Source organism: Photobacterium atrarenae (genome assembly GCF_024380015.1).
Classification (GTDB): domain Bacteria; phylum Pseudomonadota; class Gammaproteobacteria; order Enterobacterales; family Vibrionaceae; genus Photobacterium; species Photobacterium atrarenae.
The window spans coordinates 2,041,140-2,064,927 of sequence record NZ_CP101508.1 but is presented as its reverse complement, the minus strand read 5'-3'; the positions used below and the strand labels follow the sequence as shown (position 1 = coordinate 2,064,927).

The 23,788-nt window shown below is 53.1% G+C and carries 17 protein-coding genes; 13 read left to right on the top strand and 4 right to left on the bottom strand.

All coding sequences use genetic code 11. The annotated features are described in order from the left end of the window. Nucleotides 1-56 precede the first annotated feature (56 nt). Nucleotides 57-875, bottom strand: coding sequence for a phosphate ABC transporter substrate-binding protein (locus NNL38_RS09785; protein WP_255387861.1), 819 nt, complete (start codon nt 873-875; stop codon nt 57-59). 363 nt (nt 876-1,238) lie between these two features. Here NNL38_RS09785 and NNL38_RS09780 point away from each other — a divergent pair, with 363 nt between their 5' ends. The 4 genes from NNL38_RS09780 (at nt 1,239) to NNL38_RS09765 (ending at nt 6,216) form a co-directional block, all read left to right on the top strand. Continuing rightward, nucleotides 1,239-2,867, top strand: coding sequence for a methyl-accepting chemotaxis protein (locus NNL38_RS09780; RefSeq protein WP_255387860.1), 1,629 nt, complete (start codon nt 1,239-1,241; stop codon nt 2,865-2,867). Nucleotides 2,868-3,032: 165 nt separating this feature from the next. Beyond that, on the top strand, nt 3,033-3,953 hold the full coding sequence (locus tag NNL38_RS09775) for a LysR family transcriptional regulator (RefSeq protein WP_255387859.1): 921 nt from the start codon (nt 3,033-3,035) through the stop codon (nt 3,951-3,953). Nucleotides 3,954-4,285: 332 nt separating this feature from the next. Next, nucleotides 4,286-5,503 (top strand): NupC/NupG family nucleoside CNT transporter, encoded by a 1,218-nt coding sequence (locus NNL38_RS09770; protein ID WP_255387858.1) that lies wholly within the window; start codon nt 4,286-4,288, stop codon nt 5,501-5,503. A 437-nt stretch (nt 5,504-5,940) separates the two neighbouring features. Continuing rightward, nucleotides 5,941-6,216, top strand: coding sequence for a hypothetical protein (locus tag NNL38_RS09765; RefSeq protein ID WP_255387857.1), 276 nt, complete (start codon nt 5,941-5,943; stop codon nt 6,214-6,216). A gap of 41 nt (nt 6,217-6,257) precedes the next feature. Here the strand turns inward: NNL38_RS09765 and NNL38_RS09760 are convergent, their stop codons facing one another. Then, nucleotides 6,258-7,151, bottom strand: coding sequence for a LysR family transcriptional regulator (locus NNL38_RS09760; RefSeq protein WP_255387856.1), 894 nt, complete (start codon nt 7,149-7,151; stop codon nt 6,258-6,260). 114 nt (nt 7,152-7,265) lie between these two features. On the opposite strand from NNL38_RS09760, the gene NNL38_RS09755 reads away from it, so the two are divergent. Beyond that, nucleotides 7,266-8,522, top strand: a complete 1,257-nt coding sequence (locus tag NNL38_RS09755; protein ID WP_255387855.1) for an MFS transporter — start codon at nt 7,266-7,268, stop codon at nt 8,520-8,522. 83 nt (nt 8,523-8,605) lie between these two features. Here NNL38_RS09755 and NNL38_RS09750 read toward each other — a convergent pair whose 3' ends face one another. Further along, the gene (locus NNL38_RS09750) at nt 8,606-10,300 is read right to left on the bottom strand and encodes an L-lactate permease (RefSeq protein WP_255387854.1); all 1,695 of its coding nucleotides are present in this window, start codon (nt 10,298-10,300) and stop codon (nt 8,606-8,608) included. Nucleotides 10,301-10,468: 168 nt separating this feature from the next. Between NNL38_RS09750 and NNL38_RS09745 the strand changes: the two genes are divergently transcribed. The 7 genes from NNL38_RS09745 (at nt 10,469) to NNL38_RS09715 (ending at nt 21,204) form a co-directional block, all read left to right on the top strand. Continuing rightward, nucleotides 10,469-11,371 carry a LysR family transcriptional regulator gene (locus tag NNL38_RS09745; protein ID WP_255387853.1) on the top strand — a complete coding sequence of 301 codons (903 nt, stop codon included), beginning with the start codon at nt 10,469-10,471 and terminating at the stop codon, nt 11,369-11,371. Nucleotides 11,372-11,559: 188 nt separating this feature from the next. After that, complete coding sequence (locus NNL38_RS09740) at nt 11,560-11,955, top strand: DUF805 domain-containing protein (RefSeq protein ID WP_255387852.1); 396 nt, start codon at nt 11,560-11,562, stop codon at nt 11,953-11,955. A gap of 61 nt (nt 11,956-12,016) precedes the next feature. Next, nucleotides 12,017-13,108: a non-hydrolyzing UDP-N-acetylglucosamine 2-epimerase gene (gene wecB, locus NNL38_RS09735; protein ID WP_255387851.1), complete on the top strand. Its 1,092-nt coding sequence runs from the start codon at nt 12,017-12,019 to the stop codon at nt 13,106-13,108. Next, a complete protein-coding gene (locus NNL38_RS09730; RefSeq protein ID WP_255387850.1) occupies nt 13,095-15,296 on the top strand; it encodes a glycosyl transferase family protein in 2,202 nt (733 codons plus the stop codon). Before wecB ends, NNL38_RS09730 begins: the two co-directional genes overlap by 14 nt. 23 nt (nt 15,297-15,319) lie before the next feature. Then, nucleotides 15,320-18,385, top strand: coding sequence for an NfrA family protein (locus NNL38_RS09725; RefSeq protein WP_255387849.1), 3,066 nt, complete (start codon nt 15,320-15,322; stop codon nt 18,383-18,385). Nucleotides 18,386-18,411: 26 nt separating this feature from the next. Next, nucleotides 18,412-19,254: a DUF4434 domain-containing protein gene (locus tag NNL38_RS09720; RefSeq protein ID WP_255387848.1), complete on the top strand. Its 843-nt coding sequence runs from the start codon at nt 18,412-18,414 to the stop codon at nt 19,252-19,254. Between the two features lie 597 nt (nt 19,255-19,851). Beyond that, nucleotides 19,852-21,204, top strand: a complete 1,353-nt coding sequence (locus tag NNL38_RS09715; RefSeq protein ID WP_255387847.1) for a hypothetical protein — start codon at nt 19,852-19,854, stop codon at nt 21,202-21,204. Nucleotides 21,205-21,404: 200 nt separating this feature from the next. Here NNL38_RS09715 and NNL38_RS09710 read toward each other — a convergent pair whose 3' ends face one another. Beyond that, nucleotides 21,405-23,108 carry an FAD-dependent oxidoreductase gene (locus tag NNL38_RS09710; RefSeq protein ID WP_255387846.1) on the bottom strand — a complete coding sequence of 568 codons (1,704 nt, stop codon included), beginning with the start codon at nt 23,106-23,108 and terminating at the stop codon, nt 21,405-21,407. A 261-nt stretch (nt 23,109-23,369) separates the two neighbouring features. Here NNL38_RS09710 and NNL38_RS09705 point away from each other — a divergent pair, with 261 nt between their 5' ends. Further along, nucleotides 23,370-23,783: a YeeE/YedE family protein gene (locus NNL38_RS09705; RefSeq protein WP_439651351.1), complete on the top strand. Its 414-nt coding sequence runs from the start codon at nt 23,370-23,372 to the stop codon at nt 23,781-23,783. Nucleotides 23,784-23,788: the final 5 nt, after the last annotated feature.

Below are 23,788 nucleotides of genomic sequence, written 5' to 3'. Positions count from 1 at the left end.
AGAAAGACCGGCCATCGCCAAATCGGACGCTGGCCGGCAAAGGAGTTGCAAGTGAATTAGTTAATCGCGATGAAGCCTTTGCTTGATACGATTTTCTGTGCGTCTTTGGTCTGAATCCAGTTCAGGAATTCCAGCGCGGCTTTCGAAGGGCGACCGTCTTTGTATACAACCAGGAACGGACGCTGAACACCGTACTCGCCGGATTTAATCGCTTCAACAGATGGTTTGTGGCCTTCGATTGCCAGTGGTTTCACGGAGCCGTCTACAGAGCCCAGAGAGATGTAGCCGATGGCAAACGGGTTGTTGGCAACGATGGTTTTCAGCTGACCGTTACCGCTGGCAACCTGAGCACGCTGAGAAATTGCAGAGACTTTAGTCCCGTTGATTTTCTTCTTCAGCTTCATGATGTCTTCAAAAGCGCCACGGGTACCAGAAGCGGTGTCACGGGTCGCAACAACGATTGGCTTGTCTTCGCCGCCAACCTGGTTCCAGTTTGTGATTTCGCCTTTGTAAATTTTGGCAACTTCTTCTTTTGTCAGGTCAGAAACTGGGTTGTTGTTATGAACGACAACAGCGATACCGTCGCGTGCAATCACAACTTCTGTAATATTGTCGGCCTTTTCAGAAGACTTGAGGTTACGTGAGCTCATGCCCAGGTCTGAAGAGCCATCGTGAGCGGCACGGATACCAGCAGATGAGCCTGGGCCTTGAACTTCAACCGTCACGTCGTGTTGTTGTGCGTAGGTTTCCCCCAGAACTTCCATGATAGGTGATACGGAGCTTGAGCCTACAACGGAAATTGTTTCGTTGGCGACAGCAGTGTTGAATACCATTGAACCTGCCAGGGCTAGTGCACCAATAACCTTAGTTTTCATTTTCCTAATCCTTAAATGCTTGGCTGTTTTGCCAGTCGGTTTTGAATGAACGAGGGAAAGATTAGGAGAGTTTTATGACACTCATGTTTCAGAACTTTGAACACTATATGACGATCATGAGCTTTGCTCTTTTTTTGGCGCTCGCAAGGGAATGTTTTTTCAAGGTTTGTTGCTTTTCCGGGGTAACAAGCGCCATAGATTTGCCGTCGTAATAGCCCGATGGCGGCATTATGACACTTTTGCCACCCTGTCATCCTAAATTGTATTTTTTTGTGACTTGAATCTATCTTTTGGTGCTGTTTATCAGCATAATGCCGCCCGAGTTCGTGCAGGGACGCGACATTTTATTTGTTTGAGGTTTTGATGCAGTCATTAATCAAAAATTTATCGGTGCGGCTACAGGTGCTGTTACCCGTCTTGTTCATCGTGGTGGTGATGTTTATTTCCCTGGTGGTGGTAAAAAGTGAACTGGAACATGAGCAGGAAGAAATTTTTCACAATACATCGTCCCTGATTGAATACAAAGATACCCTGGCCCAAGTGGATGATCAGCTTTATCCTTTGCGAATCAGTGCTGTTTATGCGATCTATGATCCCGCAAGACGTTCTGCGTTTCAACAGGAACTGCAAGCCGTGACAAGTAGTATTTCTACGGCCTTAGATAATCTGGCGCAAGAGCCGGTGTTCAGAGCTCAGGTTGAGCAGGTCAATGCCAATATTCAAGCTTATACGAGCTACTCTCAACGTGCGGTGCCTGTACTGAATCGTTATGATCAGGGTTTACTTCCGAAGGGTGAGTTTGATGCCTTTATTGACCGGTACAAGCAGATCGGTGGGGACATGGTCGCTTCAGTCAATGCGCTGTCGCAGCAGGTGAACCGGTTTTCCGGTGAACGGCTGGATGATAGCCTGGCAGACAGCCAGGCTCTGAAGAGCAAGGCAGCCATGGTGATTTCGGCGATTTTTGTTCTGGCGATGCTGGTGGCCTGGTGGCTATCCGGCTTGATTGTTAACCCGATTGCCCGGCTGCAGGCGGTGATGCGTGAAGTTGCCGGCGGGAACTTGCAGGTCCGGGCCGAGCAGGACGGAACCAATGAGATTGCGCGACTGAGTGGCGATGTCAATGAAACCGTAACCCAGCTGCGCACCACTGTTAATGCCCTGATTCGGATTAGCGAAGATGTGGCTTCGGCTTCAACCGAACTGGCATCGGTGATGACTCAGGCGGAAGTGAATGCCCAAGCGGAGCTGAATGAAGTGGATCAGGTGGCTTCGGCGGTTAATGAGCTGTCCAGCACGGCGGATAATGTCAGCGATACCGCGACGGCGGCTGATGCATCAGCCAAAGAAACCGATGAGCTGGCTCGCGAAGGGTTGAATAAGTTTGATCAGAGTAACTCAGCGAGCATCCAGATGGGTGAGAAGCTGAACGATGCTGCGGGCGTGGTGACTCGTCTGAAAGAGCAATCAGAGCAAATCAGCAAGGTGATCGAAGTAATCCAGGGGATCTCTGAGCAGACCAATCTGCTGGCACTGAATGCCGCAATTGAAGCAGCGCGTGCCGGTGAATCTGGCCGCGGCTTTGCCGTGGTGGCCGATGAAGTTCGGATGCTGGCGGCTCGGACTCAGGACTCGACCCAGGAAATCCAGGCGATTATCGAAGAGTTGCAATCACAGTCGAATATGGCCAATGAAAGCATGCAATCCAGCCTGGAAATGCTGGGACGCAACCAGCAGCTGGCCAATGAAGCCAATGAAGCGCTGATGGGGATCACCAATGCTATCGAGCAAATTAATGATATGAATACCCAGGTTGCGACAGCAGCGGAGCAGCAGTCTCAAGTAACGCAGGAGATCAATCGTAACGTGACCAACATGTCTGAAATTATCAATCAGAATGTCGCGGGGATCACCCAGAGTGCAGCTGCCAGCGGCGAACTGTCTCAGCTGGCGGAGCAGCAAAAGCAGCAATTGTCCTTCTTTAAGATCTGATCGTTTGCCGTAAAATAAAAGACATCCTCAACATCAAAGGCCTGTCACTGACAGGTCTTTTTGTTTTTGGCACCAAAAACCGTTTGCCTATTTGATTCAGGTTGGGATGACAACCACACTCTTTTGGTAAGCATACGGGCAGGAAACAACATAACTAAGGTGTATATGCTTAAACAAGTCCAGCAGATGGTGATCTTTCATGCGCTGAATAAGCAGCAGAGCTTTACCCGTGCCGCGCAGCTTCTGGATATTTCCCGGCCTCAGGTTAGTAAGCAGATCCAACAGCTCGAAGCCCGGCTTGGGGTTCAGTTGGTACAGCGGACCACACGCTCATTTGCCCTGACAGAAGCCGGGCTCAGGTTTGCCCGCCATTGTGCCAGTATTGTTGATGAAATCAACGAGGCGGAAAGCGAGCTGCTGACCGACCCCGATACCTTGCAAGGGGCGCTGCGGGTCGGTGTGGCTCAGTCCTTTGCGCTCAATCATATTGGGCCTTACATCTCTGAGTTTCATGAGCAGTATCCGTTGCTGGATCTGGAAATGAGCCTGTTTGACCACAAGGTGGATTTAATTGCAGAGCAATTGGATTTGTGGATTGGGATGATGGATGCACCGCCGGAAGGCTTTGTGGCTCGGCATCTGACCGATTGCCGTTTTGTGTTGGCGGCCAGCCCGGACTATCTGGCGAAGTCCGGGATACCGTATCAGCCGCAGGATCTGGGCGCGCATAATTGTATTACCTACCATAGCCGGGAGCGTAAGGATGATATCTGGTGTTTTCGGCAGGGCGCGCAAACCCAGAATGTGAAGGTGAAGGGAAATTACCGGGTTGATTCTGCTGATGCCATACGTGATGCAACCCTATCAGGGAATGGGATCGGCTATCTGGCTACCTATCTGCTGAAAGATGAGTTCCGCGAAGGGCGGCTGATCCGCTTAATGCCGGACTGGGAACTGAGTCAGCACCTGCCTTTATATGCAATTTATCCGCGCCACAAGTTTTTGCCCCTGAAGGTCAAAGTCTTTATTGATTTCGTCCGGGCGCATATCGGTGAGCCTGCTATCTGGGACCGGACTTTGTTCTGAGAGATGAGAGAGTGGTGATTTCCCTAGACTAGTCTAGGCGATATCCGGCGAATGCGAGGGGATGACTCCTGGAAAAATGATGGTCCATTGAGGAGCGACAATAAATTCTCGCGGGGAATTGAGGGAGGGGATTGTTCTGTAGAGAAACAACAGTATTCCTGTGAGGCACCAATCTGCCGATTTCGTTTGCTTTGGCGGGAAAGTCGGCAATTTTCCCTTTGGGTGTATCGCAAGTGTAAAAAGCGATAACAATTTGAACCTTGTCACAGTTTTATTTATCCCTACAATGCCGCCGCAATCGTTTACTACAAGCTTTACACTGGAGAATGACCTTGAGTTATCTGGTCAGCCTATTAGGCGTTGTCACACTATTTGCGGTTGCTATCTTATTTTCTGAAAATCGTCGGGCGATCAACTGGCGGACCGTTGGCGGTGCGTTTGGGATTCAGCTCGTGTTTGCCGGCTTCATACTGTACGTACCGCTTGGGCGAGACGTGTTGAACACGGTGTCCGGCGCTGTCTCCGGTGTGATTGATTACGGCCGTATCGGCTCTGAGTTTCTGTTTGGCGACTTGGCGAAGTTTAAAATCGGCTTTATTTTCGCGGTCAATGTTCTCCCGACCATCGTATTCTTCTCTGCCTTGATTTCCGTGTTTTACTACCTCGGTGTCATGGGGTGGGTGATCCGCGCTATGGGCGGTGCATTGCAACGTCTGCTGGGGACCAGCCGGACTGAGTCGATGTCGGCCACGGCCAATATCTTTGTCGGTTCCGTTGAAGCGCCGCTGGTCGTCCGTCCGTTCCTGGCCAAGATGAGTCGCTCTGAGCTGTTCGCTGTGATGGTGGGCGGTCTGGCCTCGGTGGCCGGCGGTACCCTGGTTGGTTATGCCGGGCTGGGTGTTGAAATCAGTTATTTGATCGCGGCCAGCTTTATGTCGGCCCCGGCTGGTCTGATGATGGCTAAGATCCTGGTGCCGCAGACCGAAATGCCGCTGGAGCAAGATGAACTGGAAACGCAAGAAGACAATGCGCCGGTCAATATCATCGATGCGGCGTCGCAAGGTGCGTTGAGCGGCTTACAAATCGCGATGGCGGTGGGTGCTAGCCTGCTGGCGATTATCAGCCTGATTGCCCTGCTCAATGGTGGCCTGGGTCATCTGGGTCAACTGATTGGGCTGGAGCATCTGAGCCTGGAGTTGCTGTTTGGCTATCTGTTTGCCCCGGTTGCCTGGCTGATTGGTGTGCCTTGGTCTGAAGCGACCGTGGCTGCGAGCCTGATCGGCAAGAAGATCGCGGTCAATGAGTTTGTCGCGTTTGCCGATCTGATGGCGGTGAAAGCGCAGCTCAGCGAGCATTCGCAGGCGATTGTGACCTTTGCCCTGTGTGGCTTTGCCAACCTGACTTCCATTGCCATGCTGATGGGGGGGCTGGGCGGTGTGGTCCCGAGCCGACGTCCGAACATTGCGCGCCTGGGGATGAAAGCTATTTTCGCAGCGACGCTGGCCAACCTGATGAGTGCGACCGTTGCCGGGGTTTTCTTGTCCTTCTGATTTTTCTGCAATGGCTGCAATGACCACAGAGCGCTTCGGCGCTCTGTTTTTGTTAGCGCTGAGAATGCGGTTCCGGTATTGAGCCAGGCCAAAAAATTACCACAAAAAAAGCCCGCATCGCGGGCTTTCTTTGTGCGTACATCTAAGACCTAAGGGCAAGTTAAATACTAGCGGACACCCGGAGGCCAAAGTGTCTTAATCCTGATACGGATGCGGCATTCAACCCTTTTGGGTCTTTTCATCCAGAAATGACGCAGCTGTTGCGCCCTTGGTTTGCAACAGTTCGTTGCGAAACAGGCTGGAGGCCGGTGTGCCAATGATCGGAACTGTTTTGCGAGCGCAGGCGCAGTCGATGTACCATGATGCGATGTGAAAGTCTCTAGCGGCATTGACGCGACAGGCCCAAGATACCAAACGCAGACAACATGAGGGACGCCATGAAATCGCCGGTTGATAAATTACTGCAAGGCCATGCCCAGCTGGTTCATTCTGAAGCGCTGAAGGTATATTCTCATACCCAACGCGAAGATGGTGACTGGATCCTGCATACCCTGATGATCGACGGGTGTGATGCGCCGTTTCAGTTTCGCCGCAAGAAAAAGTATCAGAGCCTCAAAGGCTGCCCGGTCAATATGACTTATTACCCGAGCATTGAGACGATTGCCGGGTTTGAGATGGAAGTGATGAAAGTGGTACGGATCAAGCGCGCTTAAGTGAGTGCGATCAAATACGCCGGCTGTTTTTGGCGCCGGCTTTATAGCTCGGCGCTGATTTCGATGATTTTTTCTCTCAGCCAGCGATGGGCTTGGTCTGCATTCATTCTTGGGTGCCAAAACATAGAAACCGTGATGGCGGGGACGTCAAAGGGCAGCGGGAAGCGATGCATTTCTTGGCAAAAGCTTGCGGTGTGCCTGGCCGGAACGGTTGCGATACATCCGGTGGCCCGCGCCAGCGCGACTGCACCGGTATAGCTGCCGACAACTGCCTGAATCGTGAGGAGGCGCTCCGGCTTGCTCAGCATGGACTCCAGGTGGCAGTTGTTTTGATTGTCCCGGAATACACCGATATGTCGCCCGTCGAGATATTTGCTCAGCGTAACTTTGGTGTTAGAAAGGGGGTGATCTTTGCTGACCACCCCGATGAATCGATCGTCAAACAACCTGCGGACCAGCAGCTCCGGGTGGGTGGTTGCTTTGAGTTTTCCGGTCTCAATATCCACACTGCCATCGCGTAAACCGTTGCCCTGGGAGGCGGCGCGCGGTAGGAAGCGAATACGAATGCCCGGCGCTTGTGCTGCCACGCGTTTGACCAGCTCGCCGCCAATACTTTCCATAAACCCGTCACTGGCAACTAAGGTAAAGGTCCGCTCGATTCCGGCAATATCCAGCGGTGTCGCAGGTTTTAAGATCGCCTCGGCGTCCAGGGTCAATCGACTGACCCGAGCCTGAATCTCCAACGCTCGCGGGGATGGCACCAAGCCTCGTCCGGCCCGGACTAACAGCGGATCATTCATGGTTGCTCGCAACCGTGCCAGCGTCCGGCTCATGGCGGATTGGCTCAGATTCATCCGCTTTGCGGCCCGGGCAACATTGCGCTCTTCAAGCAGAATGTTGAGCGCAGGGAGCAGATTCAAGTCGTTGTCTTTCATTGATTCACCTATGGCGTTTGGTGCATGTGATGAGTGTAAATCATGCACCTTCCGCTGTATATGGGGCGCTTTTAGAATGGATTGAAACTTGATTTTCAATCCGGAGAAGTGTGTATGAGAGAAGATATTTCAGAGCTGGCGCGGGAGGAATCGTTCCCCCTGGCCAGTCGGTTGGCATTGGTAGGGCTGGCCATGGGGCTGTTGCTCTCGTCGTTTAATATCAGTGTGGTCAATGTTGCGCTACCCGACTTGGCCAACAGGCTTGCTGTGTCGATGCCGGCGGTGCAATGGCTGGTCGTGACTTATCTGCTGGCCATGACTTGTCTGATGCCCATGGCAGGCTGGTGGGGCGACCGGTGGGGGCGCAAGCCGGTGATGTTGTCGGGGATCTGTATTTTCTCGCTGGGGACCATCGGCTGCGTATTAGCAGAGAGTCTGACCCCGTTGATCATGGCGCGCCTGGTTCAAGGGGTGGGGGCTGCGCTGATGATCAGCCTGGCGATGACCTTTGTCAGCGATTTGCTCCCGGCGTCAAAAACGGGACTTGCGATGGGTGTGTTGGGCACCACCTCTGCGGTCGGGACCGCCCTTGGCCCGGTTTTGGGCGGGTTGTTGATCACGTATTTTCACTGGCATGCTCTGTTCTATGTCAGTCTACCGGTGAGCATCTTGTCGTTTTTGATCTCGGCGCGCCAGTTGCCGGATCGCCGTTCGGTCGCCCCAAGTTCGGTTCCGCAAGGCCATTTGTGGCACCACCTCAGGGAAAGCACAGGGCTGCAACGCAGCTGTGGCGCAAACTTTCTCGTTTCGGCAGTGATTATGTCGACCATGGTGGTGGGCCCGTTTTACCTCAGCGATGGGATCGGACTGACGACGGAGCAGATTGGCTTGGTGATGGCATTCGGCCCGGTTGTTGCTGCCGTGACCGGAGCGCCTGCCGGAAAGTTAACCGATAACCGGGGCCCCGGTTTTGTCATCCGGACGGGGCTTGTGGTGATGTTGTCTGGCTGCTTGCTTATTGCGCTGCTCTCCATTTGGGGGTTGAGCTTCCCTGGAGCGGCAGCGTTTGGCTATGTGGTTCCCTTGGTGATGATCACGGCCGGCTATGCGATGTTTCAGGCGGCAAACAACACCTTGGTGATGAAAAACGTTCAAGAAGGGCGCAAAGGTGTAACGTCAGCACTGCTGAATCTTTCCCGCAACCTGGGCCTGATGGCCGGCGCCTCCGTGTTGGGGTGGGTGTATCTCGTTGCAATGGCTGTTGCGCCAACCGGGCAGCCTCAATCGGTCGTTGCGTTTGCAGTCACATTTGTTGTCTCGGCAGGGCTGGTCATGCTGGCATTGAGTGGCATGGTGAGGAAGCGCACCTGACGGTCATCATCGCGCCTGAGGCAGAGAAGAAAAGCGACTGAAGAGTGCTTCAGCCGCTTGGAAACCACGTTGCTGACCAGGCTTTAAGGGGCCATCAACGCATCAGTGATTTGGAAGCCGTAAATCAGCACCAGGCCAATCACCCCGGTCATCACCAGGTAGTAAATTGTCGGGATCACGGTTTTACGGAGTGTGGCTCCTTCGCGGCCCAGAAGACCAACGGTTGCTGAGGCTGCAACGACGTTGTGGATCGCAATCATGTTTCCGGCGGCGGCACCGACCGCTTGCAGGGCCACCACGGCGGCGCTGGAGATGGTCAGGGTTTGCGCGACTTCAAACTGGAACTGGCTGAACATCATGTTTGAGACCGTGTTGGAGCCGGCGATGAAGGCACCCAGGGCACCAATGGTCGCACTCAGGGCCGGGAACAGATCGCCCACCAGGTTTGAGGCAAAGTTTGCTGTGGTCACCGGCATGCTGGCCAGGTCAGCGCCATTGACCCCGGAATTAATGAAGATACGAACCATCGGGATGGTGAAGATCAGTACGAAACCAGCGCCCACCAGGGTTTTGCTTGATTCATGAAACGCCTGCATCATTGGTGCGATTTTGCGTGATTGCAGCAACACGGCCAGCAGGGCAACAAATACCAGGATCCCGCCCGGCAGATACAGCGGCTGGATTGCCGCGCTGATCCCGCTCTCACCCAGGATGTTGGAGAAAGAGAGGCTGATGCCGACCAGAAAGCCTTTGAAATCGGCACTGACCCGGCTGGCGACCAGGATCACAGCCAGCAGGACATAGGGTGCCCAGGCCAGCGCCAAACCCATAGGTTTACCTTGTGTTTCTTTGATATCCATTTTCAGCGACCCCAGCCACTCTTGCGGCCACTTGTCCTCGCTTTCAAAATCCCACTGGGTTTTCGGTACCAGGAACCCTTTCTTAGCAGCGGTGACTACAATCGCCAGGCCAATCAAGCCGCCGATCAGAGACGGGAATTCCGGACCTAGCAGGACACCGGTCAGGGCATAGGGCACGGTGAATGCCACCCCAGCAAACAGGGCGAACGGTAGAATATCCAGCCCTTCGGTCCAGCTCCTGTTCTTGCCGAAGAAGCGGGTCAGCATCATCGCCATCAGCACCGGCATCAGGGTGCCGACCGTGGCATGGATCAGGGCGACGTTGGTGGTGATTTGCTGTAGGTAGAAATCCCAACTTGCGCCATTGTTCGCCAGCGCTTCGGAAATATTATGGGTGTCGAGGCCTTTATTCACCCCGACGATAATCGGTGTACCAACGGCACCGAAAGAAACCGGGGTGGATTGGATCATCATGCCCATCAGGACGGCGGCAAGAGCTGGAAAACCGATGGCGACTAAAAGCGGGGCAGCAATTGCAGCAGGAGTCCCGAAACCGGAAGCACCTTCAATGAAGGAGCCGAAGCACCAGGCGATAATAATGGCCTGGATCCGCCGGTCAGCGGATATATCGGTAAAGGCATTGCGGATGGTGGTGATGGCGCCGGTGTGCTTCAGGGTATTGAGCAGGAAAATGGCGCCAAACACAATCCACAGTACCGAGACGGTGATCGCCAGTCCTTGCAGTGTCGAAGCAAAGATGCGGGTCGCGGACATCTCCCAGCCCAACAGGGCGATAGCTACGGTGAGCAGAAAGGCCACCGGCATAGCGCGTTTCGCCGGCCAGTTGAGGCCGACCAGCAGCACGGCGGCTACTACGATCGGGGAGAACGCAAGTAACGCGAGTAGGGTATCGTTCATGATAGTACTTCCTTCGTACAGCGATGTTGTGTGTCAGAGGTTCAGTATTAAGTGTTATCGGTTGTGATGCTTTTGTTAATTCGGTGTGATGATGACCCTTTATTTTTTTCTGATATAGGGAAATAATGAAAAAGATTAATTCCAAATATTGATAAATAACGGCGATACATGGCTAAAACAGATGACTTAATCCTGTTTGCACAGGTGGTGGAACATGGCTCGTTCAGTAAGGTGGCGGAGCTAAATTCCCTTACGAACTCAGTGGTTAGCAAGCGAATTGCTCGGCTGGAAGAAGATCTCGGAGTGCAGCTTTTGTATCGGACCACCCGAAAGTTAACAGTGAGTGAAGCGGGCAAAGTGCTGTATCAAGGTGCGAAAAATGTGAAGCAGGCAGCACTGGAAGCAGTCGATGCGGTGAGTGGGTATGGCGAAAAAGTCAGCGGTCACGTCAAAATGTCGGTCCCGACCATCTCCGGTGACTTGTTGCTGGCGGATGCCGTGGCGGAATTTTGTACCCTGCATCCCGGTTTGACGGTCGATATGTCGCTGGATAACCGCTTCGTCGATCTGATTGAGGATGGATATGATCTGGTGATCCGAACCGGGTATCTGGAAGATTCGAGCCTGATTGCCCGCCATATTCTCGACTCGCAATGGGTGATTTGCGCTGCTCCGGCGTATATCAGCCGCCGCGGTCGGCCGCGGGAACCAGAAGATCTGGTGGATCATAATTGCCTGCAATACGCTTACCAGACCACCGGCGCCGCAGAATGGGAGTTCATTGGTGCGCAGGGTAACTATATCCTGCGTGTTGATGGTAATTTTTCGACCGATAATGCTACAGCCCTGCGCAAAGCGGCCTTAGGTGGTTATGGCATCGCCTACGTACCGCGTTGCCTGGTCTATCACGATTTGATGGAAGGCAAACTGGTGGATCTTTTTCCGGACAAAGTCGGCAAAAAGCTGGGCATTTATGCTGTTTATCCCTATACCCGCCAACCGTCTCAAAAAATACGCTTGCTGATAGAACATATCCGTAACCGTTACCTGTCCATGAACCACTATTTTTAATCCCCCCGCGTTACGGCGCCCGAAGTTGCTGCCTGCATCAACCCCCTGAATCCATCTCACACATCAGGCGCAGGCAGCCTACTCTGAACCTCAACAGCTGCCACTACCGGGTCCTGTTTTAGAACAGAGAAACGGTCTAGGTTCTGGCTGGATATACTTTCAGTAGGTCATCTCAGGCAGGTAAAACAATGTATTGGTATCTTTATGTGCTGAAAAATTACGCGGTCTTTCGGGGCCGGGCACGGCGGCAGGAATACTGGTATTTTTTCCTGTTTAATTTGCTGATCAGCCTCACCCTGACCGGGGTCGATAAGCTGATCGGCAGCCCACCCAGTGGGGAAGGGGCCGGGATGCTGGCCAGTGTGTATTCACTGGCGGTGCTGATCCCCAGTATCGCCGTTGGGGTTCGTCGGTTGCATGACATCGGTCGCAAGGGCTGGTGGATGTTGCTGGCGCTGATCCCGCTCATTGGCACCCTTGTACTGGTGTATTTTTTCATTCAGGACAGTCAGCCCGGTGCCAACGAATACGGCCTCAACCCCAAAGAGATCGATACCGATTCGGTGGGACACTTTAAGGTTTGAAGCGGAAAAACCGAAGGTAATCATCACACAGCCATATTGATTGAATGTTGTTGGGAGAGTCATGAAGAAGCATGTGCATGAAATCCTGATCGTGACGGGCACCCGGCCGGAAATTATCAAAATGGCACCGGTCTACCAGGCTTTTCAAAGCAGTGGATATGCCATTGACTGGTGCCATACCGGGCAGCATGATTCACTGGCAGCACAAACTTTTGCGGTGTTTGCCATTCAGCCTGATGTCGTCTTCGAGCGTCCGGCGGGAACGGGCCTGCCGGCACTGCTGGGCGGACTGATCAACCATATTGATCAGCAATTGCACCGGAAAGCTTATCAATGTGTCCTGGTTCATGGTGATACCAGCTCAACCCTGGCCGGTGCGCTGGCCGCTTTCTACCATCAGGTACCGGTCATCGGCCATGTTGAGGCCGGACTGCGTTCTGGCGATCTGCATCATCCGTTTCCCGAAGAGCTCAATCGCGTCGTGGTTGCGAAAATTGCGAATTACCATTTCGCTCCGACTCGGGCGGCTGAGCAGGCTTTGCTGCAAGAAGGCGTCAGCGGGGAGAGGATTCTCGTCACCGGGAATACGGCGATTGATGCCCAGCAGTACCTGCTGGCAAGTGGTGCGATTACTGCCAGGGAGACCAACCAGGTACTGGTCACGGCCCACCGGCGTGAAAACTGGGCCGCGATCCCGACGATTTGTGCTGCGATCAAAGCATTGAGCCAACAACAGGCGGGCCTGAAATTTATTGTTGCTACCCATCCCAATCCAGCGGTCAAACAGGCTGTGCTGGATGGCCTGGCGGACTGTCCGGCGGCGTCCGTGGTGCCGCCGCTTAATTATGTTCAGCTGCAACAGGTGTTGGCTCAGTCGGTGCTGGTCATGACCGACTCGGGCGGGATCCAGGAAGAAGCGCCGACGTTCGGTACCCGGGTGGTGGTGCTGCGCGAAACCACCGAGCGGCCGGAAGCGCTGGCGATGGGGTTGTCGCAGCTGGCCGGGGCCACGGATGTGGCGCGAATTGTCTCAGCGGCGGAATCGTTACTGGCGCTCGGTCGGGCAAAGGGTGTCATCAATCCGTATGGGAGCGGTCAGGCCGCCCACCTGATTGTCGAAGCGGTGCAACAGGTGTTTGATGAGCGGGTTTGATTTCTTCGTTACGTATCTCTACGGCCTGAAGTCAGTGCTGATTGTGCTGATGATCACCTTGATGATCTGTGGCCTCGACGATCTCTTGATTGACTTGTGCTACTGGATTCGGCGCGCCTGGCGCTCAAACACCGTCTATAAGAAATACACCCGCAAGCAGGCGGTAGAGCTCTATCGCAAGGTTGAGCAGCCGTTGGCGATTATGGTGCCGGCCTGGCAGGAGCACGGGGTGATCGACAAGATGGCCGAGCTGGCCGCTTCTAAACTGGATTATGAAAACTACCAGATTTTTGTCGGCACCTATCCCAATGATCCGCAAACCCAGCAAGATGTAGATTCCGTGTGCGCCCGTTATCCCCATGTTCATAAGGTGGTTTGCGCCCGGCCGGGACCGACCAGCAAAGCCGATTGTCTCAATAACATCATTGCCTCCATTGTTGAGTTTGAAAAAAAAGCCAAGCTGGAATTTGTCGGCTTCATTCTCCATGACGCTGAAGATATCTTGTCGCCAATGGAACTGCGGCTCTTTAACTACCTGCTGCCCGGTAAAGATCTGATCCAGTTGCCGGTCTACCCTTATACCCGCAAATGGTACGAGATGACGCCGGGACACTATGCCGATGAGTTTGCCGAGCTGCACGGTAAGGATGTTGTGGTGCGCGAAGCGATTGCCGGCCAGGTGCCCAGCGCCGGTGTCGGCACTTGTTTTAGTCGCCAGGCGATCTTAAGGCTGTTGGTGGAAGGGGACGGGTTGCCGTTCGATGTTCAGTCGCTGACCGAAGATTACGATATCGGATTTCGCCTCAAACAGTGGGGAATGAATGAAATTTTTGTTCGCTTTCCGGTTGAAGATCGGGAGCAAACCACCCTGAGGGAGAACGCGCGCGGGGTGTCGATGCGCGAAGGCAGTGTGGTCTGTGTTCGCGAGCACTTTCCGGATACCTATCACACCGCCGTGCGGCAAAAGAGCCGTTGGATCATCGGTATTGTGTTTCAGGGCTTTAAAACTCATAAGTGGACCAAAGACTGGCGGGTCAATTATTTTTTGTGGCGGGATCGGCGTGGTCTGGTCAACAATACCGCTGGTTTTCTGGCGATGCTGCTGTTGCTACAACTGCTTTCGCTGCTGATCTACAGTTATCTGTCGGACGACAGCTACCGGTTTATGGCGATCATCACCGATGATCTATTGACCCGGACACTGCTCTATATCAACACCCTGCTGTTGCTCAACCGCTTGCTGCAGCGGTTTTATTTCGTGAGCCAGTATTACGGCTACCGGGAAGGGGGGCTGTCGTTACTCCGGATCCTGTGGGGCAACATCATCAATTTTTCTGCCAACCTGCGGGCGTTGTACCAGGTGCTCCAGCAGGGTGATCCGCGCCGGGTCGCCTGGGATAAAACCGAGCACTATTTCCCCAGTGTCGACACCGAATCGCGCAAGGTTCCGCTCGGCCAGATCCTGGTTGAGCATGGCCATTTGAGCCAGGCACGGCTTGATAGAGCCGTGCTGGATTGTCCGCCGTATCAACGATTGGGGACATATCTGGTATGTACCCGGCAGGTCACCAACCATGCGCTCAGTATGGCGATTGCTGAGCAGTATCATGCCGGCTATCAGGCATGCGATCCCTTTACCCTGGATGAAAGCCTGATTGCGCTGCTGCCGAAGAAACTGGCACTGAAATATGCAGCACTGCCGATCGCCCTGGACAATAACACGGTGATCCTGGGCAAAGAAGCAGCACTCAGCCCGGTGGCCCTGGCGGCGATTGAGCGCCGCATAAAGCGCCCGGTTCAGTGGGTGATCACCACTAATGGCGCAGTGACCCTGGGACTTCGCTACTGGTATCTGGCGGCGAAAGACACAAACCCGACTCCGGCCCTGACGGCTGCGCTCAACAAGGGCGAGATTTCGCCGGACCAACAGCGAGTGATCTTAGATAGCTATTATGCCTCGCAATGCCAATTGGGCGCTTGTCTGCTTTCGGCCCGGCAAATTGAACCGGCAGTGTTACATCAGGCGTTGCTGGTGTTCGAATCGGTCGAGGACCAGAGTTTGGGAGCGTTTCTGGTCAGCCGCGGTTATGTCTCTGAGGCCGGTGTGCAGCAGGCATTGCAGGTGCAGGCCGAACAACAGCTGACGATCTCACAACTCATTGCGCGGCATCGGGAGGAGCGACAATGAAGCGCGCGCTGAGGGTGGGATTCATGCTGCTTGTATTCTGCCAGGCATCGGGAGGGAGTCTTGTCTGGGCTGCCGAGCCCGCGGGCGATATTTATCAGGGGCTCACAGAGTACCAGCAATTTCGGACTTACCCATATATCGATAAAGCATTTCGTAAAGAGCAGCAGCAGGATTATGACGCGGCGCTGGCGGAGGTCAACCGGGCGCTGAAGCTGCTTCCGGAGCATGTGCCTTTTCTGAAATACGCCTATACGCTGAGTGTAAAGGCCGGACGGCCGGAGGAAGAACTTGAGCATCTGGTGATCCGGATCCCTGCCGAGCAGCGGGATGATTTGTTGCTGGATCTCCGGTTGAAGGCCTCGGAAAATGCCCAGCTATACGCCCCCTTTGAGTTGGAAACCATGACGCAAGGGCTGAGTGACGCTCAAATACAACAATGGTATCTGACGCATTTATACGCTATTGAAAGCCGAAAAGGGGCAACAGCAGCCCTGAACTGGAGTCTCAAGCAGCCTGAGCGGTTCAAATCTGCCGAAGCCCGGCGATTTGAAGCCTATACCTTGTATCAACTGCACCGTTACCCGCAAGCGGTCGTGATTCTTGAGCCTTTGGTGGAGCAGCAGCCGGTGCGTGACAAAGACCTTGAATATCTGGCGCAGATGTATATGAGCCTGGGGCAGGCCGCCGCGTTCCGTCAAACGGTGGCCCGTATTCCCGATGATGGGGTGAAAAAGCGCCTGTGGGAAAGCTATGTCGATGAACTGCTCAGCACCAATCGGCTTGCGGAAGCCAAAACAGTCCTGAATACCTTGGCGCAGGCGGGCCTGCTTACGGATCGCCATCGTGAACAGCGGGCACGTTTGAATATGCTCAGTACCGCACAACTGCAACAAATCACGGAGGAGAGGCGGGTACTGAGCCCGTGCATGAAAGAAGCCATGAGACTGGCGCAAGCGCACGAAGATGAGCGGGGCAGGGTTGTGTTGGCACAGTGTCCGGTTGAGGATAACCCGGTCAAATGGTTGGCGCTGGCGGAATCTCTGGGGGCGTATTCCCTGCTGGCAGAGCAATCTTTTCAATCGCCGGAACTGGCGCGTAAGCGTCGTGCTGTTTTGGTGAAACATTATCAGCAGCAAGGGGAATGGCGGCGGGTTATCGCCCTGCTGAGACACAGCCGGCGCGAAGGGGATCGCAAAGTGCTGGCTGAGGCCATGCGTCAGGTCGGGATGGGAGAGGATGCGGCGAAAATTCTGTTTGAGTTGTATCAGCGCACGCGCAATGTCGCGTATCTTGATGCGGCGACCTACACCCTCAGTACCTTGTCCGAACCTCAACCGGCGCGACAGGCGGCGATGTTTACCGAAGGAATGCGTTTAACGCCGAAGGCCTTCCTCAAACACGCCAACCTGGTCAATCGTGCTGCGACTCTGGCTTATCAGAATGTCGCCTGGTTCACGGTATCGCAGATCGACTTGTTGAACACGGCACTGGCAGAAAGCGCGAAGGTTGGTCCCTATAAATGGCAGGTCCAGGGTAAATGTAATGCCCTGACACCGCAGGACCGCTACGCTACAGCGCGCTTCGCCCGGCGGGTGGTTGCGTATTGCCTGGTTGCTGAGCAGCCTGAAGCTGCGGCAAAACTGTATGCGGCGACTTTGTCGGAGACGCCGAGCCTGGCAGAGAGCACGATTGTTGCACGCTGGTATGCTCAGGCCCAGGCTTACCGGCAAAGCTACCCGTACTGGCGCAACATGAATGCGGCAGTCTTGTCGGAAGGGGATCGGTATCTCTATATTCGTACTTTGTATGAAGTTGGAGAGTTTGAGCTGGCCGAGTTGTATTGGCGGAACACGGATTTTGAGCAGGACAATCCATACTGGTGGCTACTGGGGTTGAACCTGGCTGCAGAGCTCAATGATCAACGGGTGTTTGACACGCGGCTAAAGCTGGCCTTTTACCGGGCGCCATCACCACAGGTCGCCAGGCAGTTGGCTGAGCGTTATCTGGCGACAGGTGATACTCAGGCGTTACGGGTGTTAACGGCGACCGTCGTTGAGAAAGATGCCGCTGATCAGCGTGGTGAGATGAGCGCCACGCTGGGCTATCTGCTGGCGCCGACGTCTCCGCTGTTAGCGGAGAAACTGTTTCGGCAAGCTGTTCAGGTTGAGCCGTATCGCACCGATCTGACTTTAAAGTCTGAATATGCCCGGGTGGCTGCTGAGAATGGGCGGAAAGTTCGGGCAGCGGAACTTTATGCGGAAAATATCGACCAGCTGGCTGCAAACGCAACGCTTGAGGTGGGGCAGCGGCAACAGCTGGATTATTTCCGCCGCGCCCATCGCGATCTGGAGCAGGGCTGGAAATTCACCGTGGCCGGTTGGGTCGGGGAGAGCAATGGACAGGCTGTTCCCGGCTACTCAGACGTCACCGGTGATTTCTTCCTTTATGAAGAGGCCCGCTATTATTTGGATGAGACTTGGCTACCGCGCAGCGCGCTGTCGCTTGCCGGGTTGCACAGCGGACAGTACCGATCAGGTAATGGCAGTGAGGCAACCCATGAACTGGACTTGGGGTTTGTCTATCAGCCGCTGAAAAACTGGAATTACTATTTAAAAGCCGGCCTCAAGCAATCTTTTTCAGGTGGGGGCTCCCAAACCCGGCCGTATGTGCGGTTCAGCGCGGATGTGTTTTCCCGTGATGCCTGGAGTAAATCCTGGAAACTCGGGCAGGCACACTGGTTGTACCAAAACCTGTATCTTGATGGCTTGTACTATCTGAACCGAGATGACGGACATGCTTTATATGGCCGTTATGAGCTGGGCCAGACGTTTAAAATAGCGGTGCGACACCGCCAGTTGCTGACGCCGTATGGATTTGGCCAACGGAGCGAAAACGAAAGCAAACTGGCCAGGCAGCAGGATAGCCGGGTCGGGTTGGGGGCCAGCTGGCGCTGGGAATGGTACCCGAGCCATTACGACGGTTATGATGTCGTTTCTGAAGTGGGGCTGGAATGGCAACATATACTCGACAGCGATGCACTGGAAGATACAGGCAACGCCGTGTTGCTGCGCTTTTCATCTTTTTTTTAACCAGTTTTCTGCTCGGTGCGTGTAGCGTGCTCCCGAGCCGCCAACCGGCGACGGACCTGTTTTACCAGCCGCTGAATCAGGATCAGCCGGTCAGCGAACGACAGTGGACGACGCTGGCACACACTCTCCGCCAGGAGGGGATCGCCACGTTGATTGTGCAGTGGTCGCACTATGGCCCTGAGACCTTCGGTGGCCCCCAAGGTTGGCTGGCTGAAAATCTGGAGACTCTGATGCAGGCAGGTTTGCCACTGTGGTTCGGGCTTTATTCAGATCCAGGGTATTTTAAGAAGATTCACAGTGATGCTGGATCGCAGCAGCACTACCTGTACCAATACTTCGCCGCTGTGAATGCGACGTACCAGCAATGGCAGCCCTGGCTCAATCGTCACCGACACCAGATCCGGGGCTTGTATTTGCCGCTTGAGCTCAGTGATTATGACTTTCCCACGGCGGCCCAACGGGCACAACTCTCTCAAATTCTGGCCCGGCAGGTAGACCGTTATCCGTATCCGCTGATGATCAGCTTGTATCTGGCCGGAAAACTGACTGATGCTGAAATTGCTGAATGGGTCTCGCAGCTCACAGCAATGGGACTCCGGGTTTATGTCCAGGATGGCGCTGGCACGCAAAGCCTCGACAGCGCGACCCGTCAACGATATTTGTCACAATTACCGTGTAATGTCGGGTTGGTCAAAGAGATTTTTCAGCAAGATAAAAGTAGCCGCCAGTTTCAAGCGGCGCGCCTTGAAGCAGCGGCCTATCAGCAGATCCGTCATCAAACCAGTTGTCATCCCCGCGCCCTGTTCTCCATGCGATACCTGCCACTTCCGGCGCAGCCGTTGCAGTTGGTACTGACATCAGAAAAATAAAATACAAGCTGGTAAAAATATAAGCATTGTCAGTGATGTATTTTTAAGGTGATGAAAGTTCTGTTTCTCGTTATTAATCTGATGTTCTATATGTGTATATCTTCCGTTTGCTATTAGAGTTATTTAATTTTTTAAAAAGTGCTGTGTTGTTTTTATTTTCGTTATTTACAGATACAGTCGTTTTATTATTTTGGTACCCATGGGTTAAATCTGTTATTGCATAGATTTCGTTATGATTCTGAGAGGAGGGTAAGGGTTATTGTTCACATGTTATTGGTGTAAGATGTTGTTTTATATTGCTTTGTCTTGTGTTGTGTGGTTGTTTTCTTGGTGTTTGTTTTGTTGCTGTTTGATGGGTTTTATTTGTTTTAAAATTGTTCACCTTCAATTCTCTCTCATCTCATGTGACTTCTTAGTTGTGAGAATTGAGAATAAGTGTCTTGGGTTTTATTAACTTACACCTATTTTTTAATATATTCTTTGGTTCGTGGAATGAATGCTAAAAACATCGTTGGCGTTTTTATTTAGATTGTGTGGTTATACTTCATGACCATGAGTTTTATTTTGCAAGTCATAATGAGTCCGCGGAGGAATGAGATGAAACTAAATAAGGTTACACTATCATTACTGGCAGTGTGTATTGGTTATTCCGGCTTTGCTGCTTCAGAAAACTATGTTTCGAGTGGTTCTGTATATGATGGAGGTACGTATACAAATCACGAGGTAAGTGGTGATGATACGGCATCTTATGATGACACCACGGATGATACAACGGACGGCTATGACACCGATGATGACACAAGCGATGACATGACAGGTAGTTATGGTTATGACAATGATACCACGGACGATACAGCGGATGACTATGACACCGGTGATGACACAAGCGATGACATGGCTGGTGGTTACGACGATGATACTACGGATGATACAACGGACGGCTATGACACCGGTGATGACACAAGCGATGACATGACAGGTAGTTATGGTTACGACGATGATACCACGGATGATACAACGGACGGCTATGACACCGGTGATGACACAAGCGATGACATGGCTGGTGGTTACGACGATGATACCACGGATGATACAGCGGACGGCTATGACACCGGTGATGACACAAGCGATGACATGGCTGGTGGTTACGACGATGATACCACGGACGATACAGCGGACGGCTATGACACCGGTGATGACACAAGCGATGACATGGCTGGTGGTTACGACGATGATACCACGGACGATACAGCGGATGACTATGACACTGGTGATGACACAAGCGATGACATGACAGGTAGTTATGGTCACGGGGATGATGCTACGGATGATACAGCGGGCGGCTATGGCACCGGTGATGATGCAGAGAAGCAACGGTTAGCTCTGAATTTAGTGGGCACTGGTGAGATGTATGAAATGGAGGTTCCGGATATTGATGGTGACGGCCAACCTGATCCTGCATTTTGCTTTGATGTTGACTTGAAAAATATTGCAGATGGTGAGCTTGTGGGGACAGCGACGGATTGTTTGTCTAATATTGAGCCTGGCGAAAATGGCGGGTTGAAACTTGTTGGAACCACATTCTTTAACTTGCCGAATGGACAAATTGTCACTCGAGGTAAGACGACGGTTCAGCCCGTAAACGAGCCCACCGTCACGCCAGACGGTGAAGAGATTACTCATATTACCGGGGCATCAAGCGATGAAAATAGTGTTATTGCCACATCTGGTGAATATGGGGGGCATCAGGGGACCGTTCGTTTATCCGGCATGGTGAACTTATCCGAATTTAATAGCGGCGTTGGTGATCCTCTGTATTTTGACTGCATGTTCATTCTTGATTTAGAAGCAGTAGACATGAGCAAGAAGAGCCACAAAAAATGGTATCACCACTACCGTCATCAATATGATTGGAGACAGTACCATGGCAGATGGCATCATGACTATTAAGTGAACGATGGACCATCATTATTGGTTTATCAAAAATTCTAATGTAGTTATTGAGCGTTTTAACCAGCTAGGTTGACCCCTTATTTACTACGATTGGTATAGTATAAAGCCTAAAGTGAGTCGCTTTAGGCTTTTTCTTGGGACTGAAAAAATCACCTGAAACAGCTATCCAGCTGCTATTGGTGACATCTCGTCCATTTCTATGCGTTGGCAAACTGATAGGTGCGGTAACCCCCGATCAGGTTGCGGGCTTTGAAGCCGTTGTTGACCAGTTGGCGGTAAGCGACGTTGCCGCGCAGGCCGACAGCGCAGTAAACTACAATCTCTTTATCTTTCGGCAGTTCATTGATCCGTTGGCGCAACTGGTCAACCGGAATGTTCACCGCCCCTTCGAGGTAACCAATGTTTTCCAGCTCACCCGGGTTGCGGACATCCAGCAGTATCTGGTCGTCGGTCAGATGATCGATTTCATCAAAGTGGATTGGAGTCGCATCACCTTTGATGATATTGCTGGCAACAAATGCAGCCTGATTGATCACATCTTTAGCACTGCCGTAAGGCGGCGCGTAGGTCAGCTCCAGGTGCTGGAGTTGCTCGACGGTCATGCCGGCACGCTGGGCCACGGCCATCACATCAATCCGTTTGTCGATACCATCTCTTCCGACGGCTTGGGCGCCGAAGATTTTGCCCGATTGCGGATCGAATAGCATTTTGAACGAGACAATCTCTGCGCCTGGGTAGTAGCCGGCGTGGCTGGCGGCATGGACGAAGACTTTTTCGTAGCCAATGCCTTCACGCTGAAGCTGTTTCTCGTTTGTCCCCGTGGACGCGACGGCTAAATCAAACACTTTACATATCGCGGTGCCTTGGGTGCCTTGATAGGTTTCACTTCGTCCCAGCATGTTATCCGCGGCCATCCGGCCTTGGCGGTTGGCAGGCCCGGCCAGCGGTACCAGGCTTGGTTGCCCGGTGACAAAATTCTGTGTTTCGACCGCATCGCCTACTGCGAATATCGACGGATCACTGGTTTGCATCTGGGCGTTGGTCCAGATCCCCCCCAGTTCGCCGACTTTCAACCCGGCTTCGGCAGCCAGTGTGGTTTCCGGACGGACGCCGACCGCCATGATGAGCAGATCTGTGGTCAGTTGTTCGCCATTATTGAGGCTGAGTTTCAGCTCTCCTTCCAGATGCTGATGCGCCACAGGCTCCCCGGCATCTTGGCTGGCGACAGACACATTCGGCATAAACTCAACCGCTTCCAGTGCGACGCCGAGGCGCAGATCGATCCCTTTCTCGCGAATTTCAGCGTGGACAAAGCCGGCCATTTCACGGTCAACCGGGGTCATAACCTGATTGGCCATTTCAATCAGGGTGGTTTTGATCCCGAGCTGGTGGAAGGCTTCCATCATTTCCAGGCCGATAAAGCCGCCACCGATGACCGTCGCATGCTCGGGCTTGTTCATTCGGATGGTGTCAATGATCCGATCCATGTCCGGAATGTTGCGCAGCGAGTGGGTGAGCGGATTATCAATGCCGGGGATCGGTGGGATCACTGGTGCTGCGCCCGGGCTGAGCAGCAAAAAATCGTAGTTTTCGTTGTACTCGCTGCCATCGAGCAGGTTTTTGACTGTCACCGTCTTGTTTTGGCGATCAATCCCGGTGACTTCGTTCATCACCCGGACATCAACGTTGAACCGGGCCAGAAAGCTGTCCGGGGTTTGCAGTAACAACTTGCTGCGATCTTTGATATCGCCGCCGATATGGTAGGGCAGGCCGCAATTGGCAAAGGAAACGAAGTTGCCACGCTCAAACATAATAATTTGCGCACTTTCACTCAAGCGTCGTGCGCGCGCAGCAGCTGAAGCACCACCGGCAACGCCACCCACGATAAGAATTTTTGTCATTGCTTGCTCCAAAACGATTGATATCACCGGACTGGTGATGGCCGACCCATATGTAAAGTGGCCTGCTACACCGGATTATTCTGAATGCCCAGCTTACTAAGGTTCATGACGGCCGGATAGATGGCCGATGAAATGATGTCACTATAAACTCAAAATTTAGCATTGTCTAATTAATGCCAATCTAATTTAGTGTTGACTAAATTTTAGTGTATCAGTAACCTCTAATAAAAAGATGAATCACTTATTGGTTGGGAGAAAATTATGGAAACATGGCCTTGGCAAGCATTACTCGGAGGCATGATGTTGGGGGGCTCTGCAGTGTTGTTATTGTTGTTTAACGGCCGCGTGGCCGGGATCAGCGGGATAGTAGCCGGTATCCTGAGACCGCAGCCGGGTGAGTTCTCATGGCGACTCCTGTTCCTGATTGGCATGGTATGCGCCGGTTGGATTGTCCCTTTGTTGGGCTTTGCGCTGCCGCAGTCGCTGCCGGTGTCTTCGCTGGGTTTGCTGGCGGTTGCCGGGCTGTTGGTTGGCATGGGCACTAAGCTCGCCAACGGCTGTACCAGTGGTCACGGGATCTGCGGCATGGGCAGGTTCTCGAAACGCTCGCTGGTTGCGACGCTGGTCTTTATGGCAACGGCATTTGCCACTGTGTTTGTTCGTGTTCATGGGTAAGAGGC